Raw genomic sequence first — 13,224 nt, forward strand, 5'->3', positions numbered from 1 at the left:
CGAACCTCCGGACGAAAAAACGCCGGGCAAGCCCGGCGTCGTTGAAGTGTGGGCTCAGGCTTCGAGCTTCTTCTTCAGCAGTTCGTTCACTTGTGCCGGGTTGGCCTTGCCCTTGGCGGCCTTCATGGCCTGGCCGACGAAGAAGCCGAACATCTTGCCACGCTTGGCTTCGTCGCTGGCGCGGTACTGTTCGACCTGCTCGGCGTTGGCCGCCAGCACGTCGTCCAGCAGCTTCTCGACGGCGCCGCTGTCGGTGTTCTGCACCAGGTCCTTGGCCTTGATGATCTCGTCGGGCGAGCCTTCACCCTCGGCCAGGGCAGCGAACACGGTCTTGGCGGCCTTGCCGTTGATGGTGCCGTCCTTCAGGCGCAGGATCATCTGGCCCAGGTGCTCGGCAGAAACCGGCGATTGCTCGATTTCCAGGCCGTCCTTGTTGAGCAGGCTGGAGAGCTCGCCCATCACCCAGTTGGCGGCCAGCTTGGCGTCGCCGCAGATGGTCTGGACCTGTTCGAAATAATCGGCCATCTCGCGGCTGGCGGACAGCACGCTGGCGTCATAGGCGGACAGGCCGTACTGGCTCTCGAAACGCTCGCGCTTCTGGTCCGGCAGTTCCGGCAGCTGGCCGCGCAGTTCTTCGAGGAAGGCGCGCTCGATTACCACCGGCAGCAGGTCCGGGCAGGGGAAGTAACGGTAGTCGTTGGCTTCTTCCTTGCTGCGCATGGAGCGCGTTTCGTCCTTGTTCGGATCGTACAGGCGGGTTTCCTGCACGACCTTGCCGCCGTCCTCGATCAGCTCGATCTGGCGTTGCACTTCGTGGTTGATCGCCTTCTCGATGAAGCGGAACGAGTTCACGTTCTTGATCTCGGCACGGGTGCCGAACTCGGCCTGGCCCTTCGGACGTACCGAGACGTTGCAGTCGCAACGCAGCGAGCCTTCGGCCATGTTGCCGTCGCAGATGCCCAGGTAGCGCACCATGGCGTGGATCGCCTTGACGTAGGCCACGGCTTCCTTGGCGCTGCGGATGTCCGGCTCGGAGACGATCTCCAGCAGCGGAGTACCGGCGCGGTTCAGGTCGATGCCGCTCATGCCGTGGAAGTCTTCGTGCAGGCTCTTGCCGGCGTCCTCTTCCAGGTGCGCGCGGGTGATGCCGACGCGCTTGACGGTACCGTCCTCCAGGGTGATATCCAGGTGGCCCTTGCCGACGATGGGGTGATCCATCTGGCTGGTCTGGTAGCCCTTGGGCAGGTCCGGGTAGAAGTAGTTCTTGCGGGCGAAGACGTTGCGCTCGGCGATCTCGGCGTTGATCGCCAGGCCGAACTGGCAGGCCATGCGCACGGCTTCCTGGTTCAGCACCGGCAGGGTGCCGGGCATCGCCAGGTCGATCAGGCTGGCCTGGGTGTTCGGGGCGGCGCCGAAGGTGGTGGCGCTACCGGAAAAGATCTTCGATTGGGTGGAGAGCTGTGCGTGGATTTCCAGCCCGATCACGGTTTCCCATTGCATGTGTGTCGTCCTCAGAATCCAGCCGGTGCTTGTTTGTGCCAGTCGGTCGCCAGTTGGTATTGGTGCGCGACGTTGAGCAGGCGGCCTTCCTGGAAGTATGGCGCGAGCAACTGGACACCCACCGGCAGGCCGTCGACGAAGCCAGCGGGCATGGACAGGCCCGGAATGCCGGCGAGGTTGGCGGTGATGGTGTAGATGTCTTCCAGGTACTGGGCGACCGGGTCGTTGTTCTTCTCGCCCAGTTTCCAGGCCGGGTTCGGCGTGGTCGGGCCGAGGATCACGTCGACTTCGGCGAAGGCGCTGGTGAAATCGTTCTTGATCAGGCGGCGAATTTTCTGAGCCTTCAGGTAATACGCGTCGTAGTAACCAGCGGAAAGCGCGTAGGTGCCGACCATGATGCGGTTCTTCACTTCAGCGCCGAAGCCTTCGGCGCGGGAGCGCTTGTACAGGTCCTGGAGGTCCTTCGGGTCTTCGCAGCGGTAGCCGTAGCGCACGCCGTCGAAGCGCGACAGGTTGGAGCTGGCTTCTGCGGGCGCGATCACATAATAGGCAGGGATCGCGTGCTGCATGTTCGGCAGGGAGATCTCCTTGACCACCGCGCCGAGCTGCTTGAGCTGCTCGACCACCTTCATCACCGCGTCGGCGATGCGGCTGTCCAGGCCGGCGCCGAAGTACTCCTTCGGCAGGCCGATGCGCAGGCCGGTCAGCGGCTTGGCCAGGGCGGCCAGGTAGTCGTCCACCGGCTGGTCGACGCAGGTGGAATCCTTCGGATCGAAGCCGGCCATGGCGCCGAGCATCAGCGCGCAGTCCTCGGCGGTGCGGGCCAGCGGGCCGCCCTGATCGAGGCTGGAGGCGTAAGCGATCATGCCCCAGCGGGACACGCGGCCGTAGGTCGGCTTGATGCCGGTGAGGTTGGTCAGCGCGGCCGGCTGGCGGATCGAGCCGCCGGTGTCGGTGCCGGTGGCGGCCGGGATCAGGCGCGCGGCCACGGCGGCGGCGGAACCGCCGGAGGAGCCGCCCGGCACGCGGGAGGTGTCCCAGGGGTTCTTCACCGGGCCGTAGTGGCTGGATTCATTGGCCGAGCCCATGGCGAACTCGTCCATGTTCAGCTTGCCCAGGCTCACGGTGCCGGCATCCGCCAGGCGCTCGACGACGGTGGCGTCGTAGGGCGAGACGAAAGCGTCGAGGATCTTCGAGCCGCAGCTGGTGCGCACGCCCTGGGTGCAGAACAGGTCCTTGTGGGCGATCGGTGCGCCGAGCAGGGCGCCGGTTTCACCTTTGGCGCGCCGCTCGTCGGCCGCCTTGGCCTGGGCCAGGGCGTTTTCCTCGGTGACGGTGATGAAACTGTTCAGCTGCGGGTCGAGCTGCTGGATGCGCGCGAGCAGGGCAGTGGCCAGTTCCTGGGCGGAGAATTGCTTGTCGGCGAGTCCGCGGGCGACTTCGGCGAGGGTCAATTGATGCAGCATATGTCCGTGTCCTTCTCGCTTACTCGATGACTTTCGGGACGAGGTAGAGGCCGTCTTCCACGGCCGGCGCGATGGCCTGGTAGGCTTCGCGGCGGTTCTCCTCGGTGACTGCGTCGGCACGCAGGCGCTGCGTGGCTTCCAGCGGGTGGGCCAGGGGCTCCACGCCGTCGGTGTCGACCGCCTGCATGGCGTCGATCAGGCCGAGAATGTTGTTCAGGGTGTCGGTGGTACGCGAAATGTCGGCTTCCGCAACGCCCAGGCGGGCGAGGTGGGCGATCTTTTCCACGTCGGAGCGTTCAAGCGCCATCGGGATCTCCAGCTAGAGCGGCCCGGTTCGAACTGGACCTGGCCGGAAGGAATGAGGGGGCGGGGAACAGAACCCGCGGCAGACGGTCGAAGGCCGCTGGGAAGGGCCTGCAGGCCCGAAAAACGAGGAATCTAGCATAAATTGCCGCCTTGCCCAAAACCCCCGTCATTGTTAGAGTTTGCCGCACTTTTTTACCCGCGCACTTTTCACCCACGCGCCACCTATGGGTTTCTTTCCAATGTTCAAAAAACTGCGTGGCATGTTCTCCAGTGATCTGTCGATCGACCTGGGCACTGCCAATACCCTTATTTATGTGCGCGAGCGCGGCATCGTCCTGAACGAACCGTCCGTGGTCGCCATCCGTAGCCATGGCAGCCAGAAAAGCGTGGTTGCCGTCGGTACCGAAGCCAAGCGCATGCTGGGCCGTACTCCGGGCAACATTGCCGCCATTCGTCCGATGAAGGACGGCGTGATCGCCGACTTCAGCGTCTGCGAGAAGATGCTGCAGTACTTCATCAACAAGGTTCACGAGAACAGCTTCCTGCAGCCCAGCCCGCGTGTGCTGATCTGCGTGCCGTGCAAGTCCACCCAGGTGGAACGCCGCGCGATTCGTGAATCGGCCCTGGGCGCTGGCGCCCGTGAGGTCTACCTGATCGAAGAACCGATGGCCGCGGCCATCGGTGCCGGCCTGCCGGTGGAAGAGGCCCGTGGTTCCATGGTCGTCGATATCGGCGGCGGCACCACCGAGATCGCCCTGATCTCCCTCAACGGCGTGGTCTACGCCGAATCCGTCCGCGTCGGCGGCGACCGCTTCGACGAAGCCATCGTCACCTACGTGCGCCGCAACTACGGCAGCCTGATCGGCGAATCCACCGCCGAGCGCATCAAGCAGGAAATCGGCACCGCCTTCCCGGGCGGCGAAGTCCGCGAAGTCGACGTCCGTGGCCGCAACCTGGCCGAAGGCGTACCGCGCAGCTTCACCCTGAACTCCAACGAAGTGCTCGAAGCGCTGCAGGAATCCCTGGCGACCATCGTCCAGGCGGTCAAGAGCGCCCTGGAGCAGTCCCCGCCGGAACTGGCTTCCGACATCGCCGAGCGCGGCCTGGTGCTGACCGGTGGTGGCGCACTGCTGCGCGACCTGGACAAGCTGCTGGCCCAGGAAACCGGCCTGCCGGTGATCGTCGCCGAGGACCCGCTGACCTGCGTGGCCCGTGGCGGCGGCAAGGCGCTGGAAATGATGGACCGTCATTCGATGGACCTGCTTTCCACCGAATAAGGTAGGAAAGCCCTGTAAAGGTCGGTTAACGTTTCGCCCACGCTGGTGAATCCTCAACCGACCTTGCACAGCTAGGAGCCGGTCATCAAACCGATATTCTCCAAAGGGCCCTCGCTGGGCGCGCGCCTGCTGGTGCTCGCCGTCCTGTCGGTCGCCTTGATGGTGGTCGATGCCCGCTTCGATTATCTGAAACCGGTACGCAGCCAGATGGGCCTCGTGCTGAGTCCCTTCTATGGCATCGCCGATATCCCGGTTCGAGCCTGGGAAGGCGTGCGTGACCAGTTCACCAGCCGCAGCGAGCTGCTGGCCGAGAACGAGCGCCTGAAGGCCGAGCAACTGCTGATGCAGCGCCGCCTGCAGAAGCTGGCCACCCTCACCGAACAGAACGTGCGCCTGCGCGAGTTGCTCAACTCTTCCGCGCTGGTCGATGACAAGGTGCTGGTGGGCGAGCTGATCGGTGTCGACCCGAACCCCTTCACCCAACGCATCCTGATCGACAAGGGTGAGAAGGACGGCGTGTTCCAGGGCCAGCCGGTGCTCGATGCCAGCGGTCTGATGGGCCAGGTGGTCGAGGTCATGCCCTACACCGCGCGCGTCCTGCTGCTGACCGATACCACCCACAGCATTCCGGTGCAGGTGAACCGCAATGGCCTGCGCGCCATCGCCGTGGGCACCGGCAACCCGGAGCGTCTGGAACTGCGCTACGTCGCCGATACGGCTGACATCAAGGAAGGCGACCTGCTGGTCAGCTCCGGCCTTGGCCAGCGTTTCCCGGCCGGTTATCCGGTGGCCGTGGTGAAGGAAGTGCTGCATGACACCGGCGGGCCTTTCGCCACCATTCGCGCCGTGCCGACCGCCAAGATGAACCGCAGCCGCTATGTGCTGCTGGTGTTCAGCGACAGCCGCACCCCCGAACAGCGCGCCACCGATGCCGCCGAGGCCCAGGCCGAGGCCGACCGCAAGGCCGCCGAGTCCGGCACGCCGGCACAGCCTGCACCGGGCACCCCCGCAGCCCAGCCGCATGACGGCGCGCAGCCTGCCGCTCCCGCCGCTCCCGCCGCGCAGCCGGCGCACCCGGCCGGCACCAACGGTACGGCGCCTGCCGTGCCGGCCGCTGGCCCGGCATCGCACCCGGATGCAAGGACCCGTCACTGATGGCGGCGCAGGGCTCGAACAACGGCTGGGCCATCTGGCTCACCCTGCTGGCGGCGCTGCTGCTGTCGGTGGCGCCGATGCCCAGCTTCATGGAGATCGGCCGCCCGCTGTGGCTGGCGATGTTCCTCACCTACTGGGTGCTCTACCTGCCACACAAGGTCGGCATGCTGACCGCCTGGGTGTTCGGCGTCGCCGAGGACGTGCTCTACGGCAGCCTGCTGGGGCAGAACGCCCTGATCCTGAGCCTGATCATCTGCCTGGTGCTGTCGCTGCATCAGCGCCTGCGCATGTTCCCCATCTGGCAGCAATGCCTGGTTTTGCTGGTGGTCTACGGTCTTGCCCAACTGGTCCAGTTGTGGATCAGCGCCCTGACCGGCAACCGCCCGCCGACCCTGGTCTTCCTCCTGCCGGCACTGGTCAGTGCCTTGCTCTGGCCCTGGGTCTACACACTGATGCGGGCCCTGCGGCTGCGCCTGAACATCAACTGATCGCCCCCTTGCGGGGGAATCGCCGGGCCCGCGTTGCGCGGGCCCGCTTCGGAGTCCCTGATGGCCCAGCTGTACCTCGCCTCCAGTTCGCCGCGTCGCCGCGAACTGCTCACCCAGATCGGCCTGCCGTTCCATATAGTGCCCGCGTCCATCGATGAAACGCCCGAGTCTGGCGAGTCGGCGCATGCCTATGTCGAGCGCCTGGCGCGCGGCAAGGCGCAGGCCGGGCTGAACTTCCTCGCCCAGCGCGCCGACGTCTGCGTGCTGGGCGCCGATACCGCCGTGGTGCTGGATGGCCGCATCCTCGGCAAGCCGGTCGATCGCGACGACGCCCTGGCTATGCTGCGAGCCCTGTCCGGCCGCGAGCACGAAGTGCTGACCGCCGTGGCGGTCGCCGACCGGGAGCACTGCGAAGCGCGCGTGGTCAGCAGCCGCGTGGCCTTCCGCGAGATTTCCGCCGAGGAAGCCGAGCGCTACTGGGAAACCGGCGAGCCGCAGGATAAAGCCGGTGGCTATGCTATCCAGGGGCTGGCGGCGGTCTTCGTCAGCCGCGTCGAGGGCAGCTACAGCGCCGTGGTCGGCCTGCCTCTTTGCGAAACCTCGGCATTGCTGGCTGACTTCTCCATCCCTAGCTGGCAGTCTTGATCGGAAAGTAGCGCTGGCACGACTCCGGGCGCGATAAGGAAGGGCGCATGAGCGAAGAGATCCTGATCAATATCACGCCGATGGAATCGCGCGTGGCGGTGGTGGAGAACGGCGTCCTGCAGGAGGTCCATGTCGAGCGCACGCTGCGCCGCGGGATCGTCGGCAATATCTACAAGGGCAAGGTCGTGCGCGTGCTCCCCGGCATGCAGGCGGCCTTCGTCGACGTCGGCCTGGAACGCGCGGCCTTCATCCACGCTGCGGAGATTTCCACCCGCGAGGGCAGTGCCGTGGAAAGCATCGGCGCGCTGGTCCACGAAGGGCAGAGCCTGGTGGTGCAGGTCACCAAGGACCCCATCGGCACCAAGGGCGCACGGCTGACCACGCACCTGTCGATCCCTTCGCGCTACCTGGTCTACATGCCGCGCACCAGTCATGTCGGGATTTCCCTGAAGATCGAGGACGAGCACGAGCGCGAGCGCCTCAAGCAGGTGGTCGCCAAGTGCGTCGAGGCCGAGGGTATCGTCGAGCGCGGCGGGTTCATCCTGCGTACCGCGGCCGAGGGCGCGGGTGAGGACGAGATCCTCGCCGATATCCGTTACCTGCGCCGCCTCTGGGACCAGATCGACGCACAGATCCAGACCGTCGGCGCGCCGACGATGATCTACGAAGACCTTTCCCTGGCCCTGCGCACCCTGCGCGACCTGGTGAACCCGCGCATCGAGAAGATCCGCGTCGATTCCCGGGAGAACTTCCAGAAGATCACGCAGTTCGTCGAGGAACTGATGCCGGAAATCGCCGACCGCCTGGAGCATTACCCCGGCGAGCGGCCGATCTTCGACCTCTACGGGGTCGAGGACGAGGTGCAGAAGGCGCTGGAGCGCAAGGTGCTGCTCAAGTCCGGCGGCTACCTGATCATCGACCCGACCGAGGCGATGACCACCATCGACGTGAACACCGGCGCCTTCGTCGGCCATCGCAACCTCGAAGAGACCATCTTCAAGACCAACCTCGAGGCTGCGACCGCCATCGCCCGCCAGCTGCGCCTGCGCAACCTGGGCGGGATCATCATCATCGACTTCATCGACATGGAAGACGAGGAGCACCGGCGCCAGGTCCTGCGGACCCTGGAGAAGCAGCTCGAACGCGATCATGCCAAGACCAACATCATCGGCATCACCGAGCTGGGCCTGGTGCAGATGACCCGCAAGCGCACCCGCGAAAGCCTGGTGCAGGTGCTCTGCGAGCCCTGCCCGAGCTGCCAGGGGCGCGGCATGCTGAAGACTGCCGAAACCATCTGCTACGAGATATTCCGCGAGATCCTTCGCGAGGCCCGGGCCTACCAGGCCAATTCCTATCTGGTGCTGGCCAACCAGAAAGTGGTGGATCGCCTGCTCGACGAGGAGTCGGGCAACGTCGCTGACTTGGAGCTGTTCATCGGCCGCCCCATCAAGTTCCAGGTCGAGGCCATGTATTCCCAGGAGCAGTACGACGTGGTCCTGCTTTGAGCGGCGGATCGCACAACCTGGGATTCCGGCAGGAGGCCGTCGTGCAATGGGGTTTTTTGGAGCTTTGCCTGACGCACACTGTCAGACTTGGTTCGACATTGCCTGGCTGGGAGGCCGCTCGATGACCCTTCGCTTCATTTCACAGGCAGCCGGCTGACATGGAGCGTGCCGGCCGGCTGTTCGCCACTTCCCTGCGCATCATCCTGGGCCTCCTGGCGCTGGGGTTGGTGCTGCTTGCGCTGTATGTCAGCCTCGGCCGGCAGTTGGTGCCGCTGGTGGCGGAGTACCGCGACGACCTGGCGCACAAAGCCAGCGAGCAACTGGGCCTGCCGGTGACCATTGGCGCGCTGGAGGGGCACTGGCGTGCTTTCAGCCCGATCATCGTGGTGCGCGATATCCAGTTGGGCGAGGGCAATGACTCCCTGCGCCTGGAACGGGTGCGGCTGACTCCGGACATCCTCGGCAGCGTCATGGCACGCCAGCCGCGCATCGACAGCCTGGAACTGGAAGGCCTGCACCTGACCCTGCGCGAGGACGAGGACGGCAAGTGGCACGCCGACGGCCTGCCCAGCCGTGGCGGCGACACCGATCCGCGCAAGCTCATCGACCTGCTGCTCACCCCGCGTCGCCTGTCGCTGATGGACAGCCAACTGACCGTGCTGCCGCAGCAGGCCAACCCGCTGTCGCTGACCTACGTCGGCATGACCCTGCGCAGCGGTAGCCGCCAGCGCCTGGAAGCACGCCTCAGCCTGCCCGGCGGCGAGCCCCTGGCGGCGCGGCTGGAAACCCGCCTGAACCGTGATGACTGGGCCAAGAGTTCGGCCCAGCTGTACCTCAGCCTGCCGCAGGCTGACTGGGCCAAGTGGCTGCCCGAGCGCCTCACCGGCGCCTGGAAGCTGTCCCAGGCCAAGGCCGGCGGTGAGTTCTGGGCGACCATCGACAAGGGCATGCCGGTGTCCGCGGCAGCGCGCCTGAACGCGCCGAGGATCAAAGCCGCGCTGGGCGACCGCAAGCCGGTGAACCTGAGTGACCTGGGCGTCAGTCTGTTCTTCCAGCGTAATGGCGACGATTTCGACCTGCGCGTCGCCGATCTGGCGGCGAACCTCGGCGAAACCCGCTGGGGCGAAGTGGAGCTGGAGCTGGCTCGCCGCATGAAGGGCGAGGAACACTGGCAACTGCGCGCCGACCGCCTCGACCTGACTCCGCTGGGGCCGACCATCACCGCCCTGGCGCCATTGCCGGACAAGGTCATCGAATGGCTTGACGGCCTGAAGCCGCAGGGCGTGCTGCACAACCTCAACTTCGACTACTGGCCGCAGCGCGAGGGTGCCGAGCGCGTTGCCTATGCCACCAACCTGGAGAAGGTCGGCGTCAGCGCCTTCCATGACGTGCCCGCCGTGGCCAACGTCGATGGAACTCTGCGCGGCAATCTGGAAGGCGGCACGCTGGATGCCAACGCCCAGGACTTCATGCTTCACCTGGCTACCCTCTTCCCGGAGCCCTGGCACTACCGCAGCGCGCACACGCGCATGTTCTTCAAGCTCAACGACGAGGCCTTCACCCTTGGCAGCCACCTGATGCAGGTGGAAGGCGAGGAGGGCACCATTGCCGGTGACATGCTGATCCGCCTGATGCGCGACCCGGCGCTGGAGGACTACATGGACCTGCGTGTCGGCATGAGCAATGGCGACGCGCGCTACACCGGCAAGTACCTGCCGACCGTCATCCCGCAGATGAGCAAGGACCTGGCCGCCTGGCTCAAGGGCTCGATCAAGAGCGGTCGCATCGAGCAGGGCTATTTCCTCTGGCAGGGCTCGCTGCAGAAGGGCTCGGCGCCCGAAGCCCACGCCATGAGCCTGTACTTCAAGGTCCACGACGGCGTGCTCGACTACCAGCCGGGCTGGCCCGGCCTGAGCAAGGCCGAGGGCGAGGTGCGGGTCGAGGACACCGGTGTCAGCATCAACGCAACCCGCGGGCAGATCCTCAACAGCCAGGTGCGCGATGTGTCGGTGGAGATTCCCCACTCGAATCCGGGCGAAGTCGCCCACCTGCACGTGAATGGCGACATCGACAGCAACCTCGTCGATGGCCTGAAGATCCTCCAGGATTCGCCCATCGGTGCGACGCACACCTTCGCCGGCTGGGAAGGCAAGGGCGACCTCAACGGCCACCTCAACCTCGACATTCCCCTGGCCAAGGGTGAGGCGAGCAAGGCGCGGGTGATCGTCGATTTCGACACCGACAAGGCACAGCTGAAGATCGCCAAACCCGAGCTGAACCTCGAACAGGTCAAGGGCAAGTTCCGCTACGACACCGACAGCGGCTTGAGTGGGCAGAACATCGCGGCCCAGGTGCTGGGCGCTCGTGTCACCGGCAGCATTCGCGCCGAAGGCCGTAACGGCGTCCCGCGCACGAGGGTGCTGGTGGGTGGCCAGGTGCCGGTCAAGTCCCTGCTCGACTGGGGTAAGGTGCAGAAGCAGTTGCCGGTGGACGGGCGCATTCCGTTCCAGCTCAACCTGCTGCTCGACGGCAAGGACAGTCAGTTGCAGGTCGCCTCGAACCTGCAGGGCGTCACCATCGACCTGCCGGCGCCACTGGGCAAGGCCGCGCAGGAAACCCGCGAGAGCGAATGGCGCATGACGCTGGACGGCGCCGAGCGGCGTTACTGGGCGACCTATGGCGACCGCGCCAGCCTGGCCTACGCCGCGCCGGTGGAGCAGCCGCTGGCCGGGCGTGGCGTACTGCGCCTGGGCGGCGATCCGGCCGTGCTGCCCAACTGGAGCGGCGTGCAGGTGCGCGGCAAGATCGACGAGGTTGACGCCGACGCCTGGATGGCCGTCGCGAAGAAGTACTCCAACACCGGGGTCGAAGGCGCGGCTGGCCTGTTGCGCGGCGCGGACCTGCAGATCGGTCGCTTCAAGGGCTTCGGCCAGACCCTGGAAAACCTCACGCTGGATCTGGCGCGCGTCGACAGCAGCTGGCAGGTCGGGCTGGTCAGCTCGCTGGTGTCCGGCAAGGTCACCCTGCCGGACAGCAAGGTGAAGCCGATCCAGATCGCCCTGGACCGCATCGACCTGCCCAAGGGCGAGGCCATCGACTCCGAGAAGGCGGTGGTAGCGCCGGACCCGCTGGCGAAGATCGACCCGCGAACCCTGCCACCGATGGATGTGACCATTCGCCAGGTGCTCAAGGCTGGCAAGCCGGTCGGCGCCTGGAGCTTCAACGTGCGTCCGACACCCACCGGCGTTGGCTTCAACGACGTGAACCTGGACCTGCGTGGCCTGTCGGTGAAGGGCAACCTGCGCTGGGACGGCATGGAGGCCAGCGCGCGCAGTACCTTCCAGGGCCAGCTCGAAGGCAAGAACCTGGGCGATGTACTCAAGGCCTGGGACTTCGCGCCCAGCGTGACCAGCGAGCGCTTCCGCGTGGACATCAACGGCAACTGGCCAGGCTCCCCGGCGGCGCTGAACCTGCGGCGTTTCGGCGGCACCCTGGACGCCAGCCTGCGCAAGGGCCAGTTCGTCGAAGTGGAGGGCGGCGCCAATGCCCTGCGCGTATTCGGCCTGCTCAACTTCAACGCCATCAACCGCCGCCTGCGCCTGGACTTCTCCGACCTGCTCGGCAAGGGCCTGAGCTACGACCGTGTGAAGGGCGTGCTCACCGCCACCGACGGCGTCTTCTTCACCCGAGAGCCGCTGCGCCTGGACGGTCCGTCGAGCAACCTGGAACTCAACGGCACGCTGGACCTCGCCCACGATCAGATTGACGCCAAGCTGCTGGTGACCCTGCCGGTGACCAACAACCTGCCACTGGCAGCGCTGATCGTCGGTGCGCCTGCCATCGGCGGTGCGTTGTTCGTGGTGGACAAGCTGCTGGGCGACAAGGTCGCGCGTTTTGCCAGCGTGCAGTACAGCGTGCAGGGCCCATGGCAGAGCCCGGCGATCACCTTCGAGAAACCCTTCGAAAAACCCCATTGAGCAGACTGTCCGGGCATCGGTTAGCATGAAACCCAGGCATTACCGGAGCTAGCCATGTCCATTGCCGTCATCCAGATGGTCAGCCAGGACGATGTCCTGGCCAATCTCGCCGCCGCCCGTCGCCTGCTCGAACAGGCCGCCGAGGGTGGCGCACGCCTCGCCGTACTTCCGGAAAACTTCGCCGCCATGGGCCGCCGCGATCTCGCGGACATCGGGCGCGCCGAAGCCCTGGGCGTCGGGCCGATCCTGCCCTGGTTGAAAACCACTGCCCGCGACCTCAGGTTGTGGATAGTCGCCGGCACCCTGCCGCTGCCGCCCGAAGGCCAACCGGAAGCCAAGGCCAATGCCTGTTCGTTGCTGGTCGACGAGCGCGGCGAAGTGGCGGCGCGCTATGACAAGCTGCACCTGTTCGACGTGGACGTCGCCGACGCCCGTGGCCGTTATCGCGAGTCGGATGACTACGCCTTCGGCCAGCGCGTGGTGGTAGCGGATACGCCGGTCGGGCGCCTGGGAATGACGGTCTGCTACGACCTGCGCTTCCCCGAACTCTACACCGCGCTGCGTGAAGCCGGCGCGGAGCTGATCAGTGCCCCGGCGGCCTTCACTGCGGTGACCGGCGCGGCCCACTGGGAAATCCTCGTCCGCGCCCGCGCCATTGAAACCCAGTGCTACCTGCTGGCGGCCGGGCAGGGCGGTACCCACCCCAAAGGACGGGAAACCTGGGGGCAGTCGGCCATCGTCGACCCCTGGGGGCGTATCCTGGCCGAGCAGGCCAAGGGCGAGGCCGTGCTGCTGGCCGAGCGCGACAGCGAGGAACAGGCGGCGGTGCGGCAGCGCATGCCGATTGCCCGGCACAGAAGATTTTTCCCGCCGGTCGAACCACGACCGGCGCGTACGGAGTGAAT

At 66.1% G+C, this 13,224-nt stretch carries 10 protein-coding genes; 7 read left to right on the forward strand and 3 right to left on the reverse strand.

Annotated features, from left to right (window positions below; genetic code table 11):
* Window positions 1-54 precede the first annotated feature (54 nt).
* From gatB to gatC, 3 genes are read right to left on the reverse strand one after another with little or no spacing between them, the layout of a single operon-like run.
* Entirely contained in the window at window positions 55-1,500 is a 1,446-nt protein-coding gene (gene gatB, locus UB43_RS06135; protein WP_045209568.1) for an Asp-tRNA(Asn)/Glu-tRNA(Gln) amidotransferase subunit GatB, read from the reverse strand.
* An 11-nt stretch (window positions 1,501-1,511) separates the two neighbouring features.
* Window positions 1,512-2,966, reverse strand: a complete 1,455-nt coding sequence (gatA, locus tag UB43_RS06140; protein ID WP_156160360.1) for an Asp-tRNA(Asn)/Glu-tRNA(Gln) amidotransferase subunit GatA — start codon at window positions 2,964-2,966, stop codon at window positions 1,512-1,514.
* Between the two features lie 19 nt (window positions 2,967-2,985).
* Complete coding sequence (gene gatC, locus UB43_RS06145) at window positions 2,986-3,273, reverse strand: Asp-tRNA(Asn)/Glu-tRNA(Gln) amidotransferase subunit GatC (RefSeq protein ID WP_045209569.1); 288 nt, start codon at window positions 3,271-3,273, stop codon at window positions 2,986-2,988.
* A gap of 238 nt (window positions 3,274-3,511) precedes the next feature.
* On the opposite strand from gatC, the gene mreB reads away from it, so the two are divergent.
* The 7 genes from mreB to UB43_RS06180 all read left to right on the forward strand — a co-directional run bounded on the left by mreB (window position 3,512) and on the right by UB43_RS06180 (window position 13,222).
* Window positions 3,512-4,549 (forward strand): rod shape-determining protein MreB, encoded by a 1,038-nt coding sequence (mreB, locus tag UB43_RS06150; protein ID WP_017518164.1) that lies wholly within the window; start codon window positions 3,512-3,514, stop codon window positions 4,547-4,549.
* Between the two features lie 93 nt (window positions 4,550-4,642).
* Complete coding sequence (mreC, locus tag UB43_RS06155; RefSeq protein WP_082085787.1) at window positions 4,643-5,704, forward strand: rod shape-determining protein MreC; 1,062 nt, start codon at window positions 4,643-4,645, stop codon at window positions 5,702-5,704.
* Entirely contained in the window at window positions 5,704-6,192 is a 489-nt protein-coding gene (mreD, locus tag UB43_RS06160) for a rod shape-determining protein MreD (RefSeq protein ID WP_045209571.1), read from the forward strand. The genes mreC and mreD overlap by 1 nt, the downstream gene beginning before the upstream one ends.
* Window positions 6,193-6,252: 60 nt before the next feature.
* Window positions 6,253-6,837, forward strand: a complete 585-nt coding sequence (locus UB43_RS06165) for a nucleoside triphosphate pyrophosphatase (RefSeq protein ID WP_045209572.1) — start codon at window positions 6,253-6,255, stop codon at window positions 6,835-6,837.
* A 47-nt stretch (window positions 6,838-6,884) separates the two neighbouring features.
* A complete protein-coding gene (rng, locus tag UB43_RS06170; RefSeq protein ID WP_045209573.1) occupies window positions 6,885-8,342 on the forward strand; it encodes a ribonuclease G in 1,458 nt (485 codons plus the stop codon).
* Window positions 8,343-8,500: 158 nt separating this feature from the next.
* Complete coding sequence (locus UB43_RS06175; RefSeq protein WP_045209574.1) at window positions 8,501-12,319, forward strand: YhdP family protein; 3,819 nt, start codon at window positions 8,501-8,503, stop codon at window positions 12,317-12,319.
* Between the two features lie 54 nt (window positions 12,320-12,373).
* On the forward strand, window positions 12,374-13,222 hold the full coding sequence (locus tag UB43_RS06180; protein ID WP_045209575.1) for a carbon-nitrogen hydrolase family protein: 849 nt from the start codon (window positions 12,374-12,376) through the stop codon (window positions 13,220-13,222).
* Window positions 13,223-13,224 lie beyond the last annotated feature (2 nt).

The sequence above is a fragment of the Pseudomonas sp. 21 genome, assembly GCF_000955805.1.
GTDB lineage: Bacteria > Pseudomonadota > Gammaproteobacteria > Pseudomonadales > Pseudomonadaceae > Pseudomonas.

Excerpts from the sequence above, each read along its gene's own strand:
- gatB (WP_045209568.1), bottom strand. The coding sequence starts at position 1,500 with ATGCAATGGGAAACCGTGATCGGGCTGGAAATCCACGCACAGCTCTCC.
- gatA (WP_156160360.1), bottom strand. The coding sequence starts at position 2,966 with ATGCTGCATCAATTGACCCTCGCCGAAGTCGCCCGCGGACTCGCCGAC.
- mreD (WP_045209571.1), top strand. The coding sequence starts at position 5,704 with ATGGCGGCGCAGGGCTCGAACAACGGCTGGGCCATCTGGCTCACCCTG.
- rng (WP_045209573.1), top strand. The coding sequence starts at position 6,885 with ATGAGCGAAGAGATCCTGATCAATATCACGCCGATGGAATCGCGCGTG.
- gatC (WP_045209569.1), bottom strand. The coding sequence starts at position 3,273 with ATGGCGCTTGAACGCTCCGACGTGGAAAAGATCGCCCACCTCGCCCGC.
- UB43_RS06180 (WP_045209575.1), top strand. The coding sequence starts at position 12,374 with ATGTCCATTGCCGTCATCCAGATGGTCAGCCAGGACGATGTCCTGGCC.
- mreB (WP_017518164.1), top strand. The coding sequence starts at position 3,512 with ATGTTCAAAAAACTGCGTGGCATGTTCTCCAGTGATCTGTCGATCGAC.
- UB43_RS06165 (WP_045209572.1), top strand. The coding sequence starts at position 6,253 with ATGGCCCAGCTGTACCTCGCCTCCAGTTCGCCGCGTCGCCGCGAACTG.
- UB43_RS06175 (WP_045209574.1), top strand. The coding sequence starts at position 8,501 with ATGGAGCGTGCCGGCCGGCTGTTCGCCACTTCCCTGCGCATCATCCTG.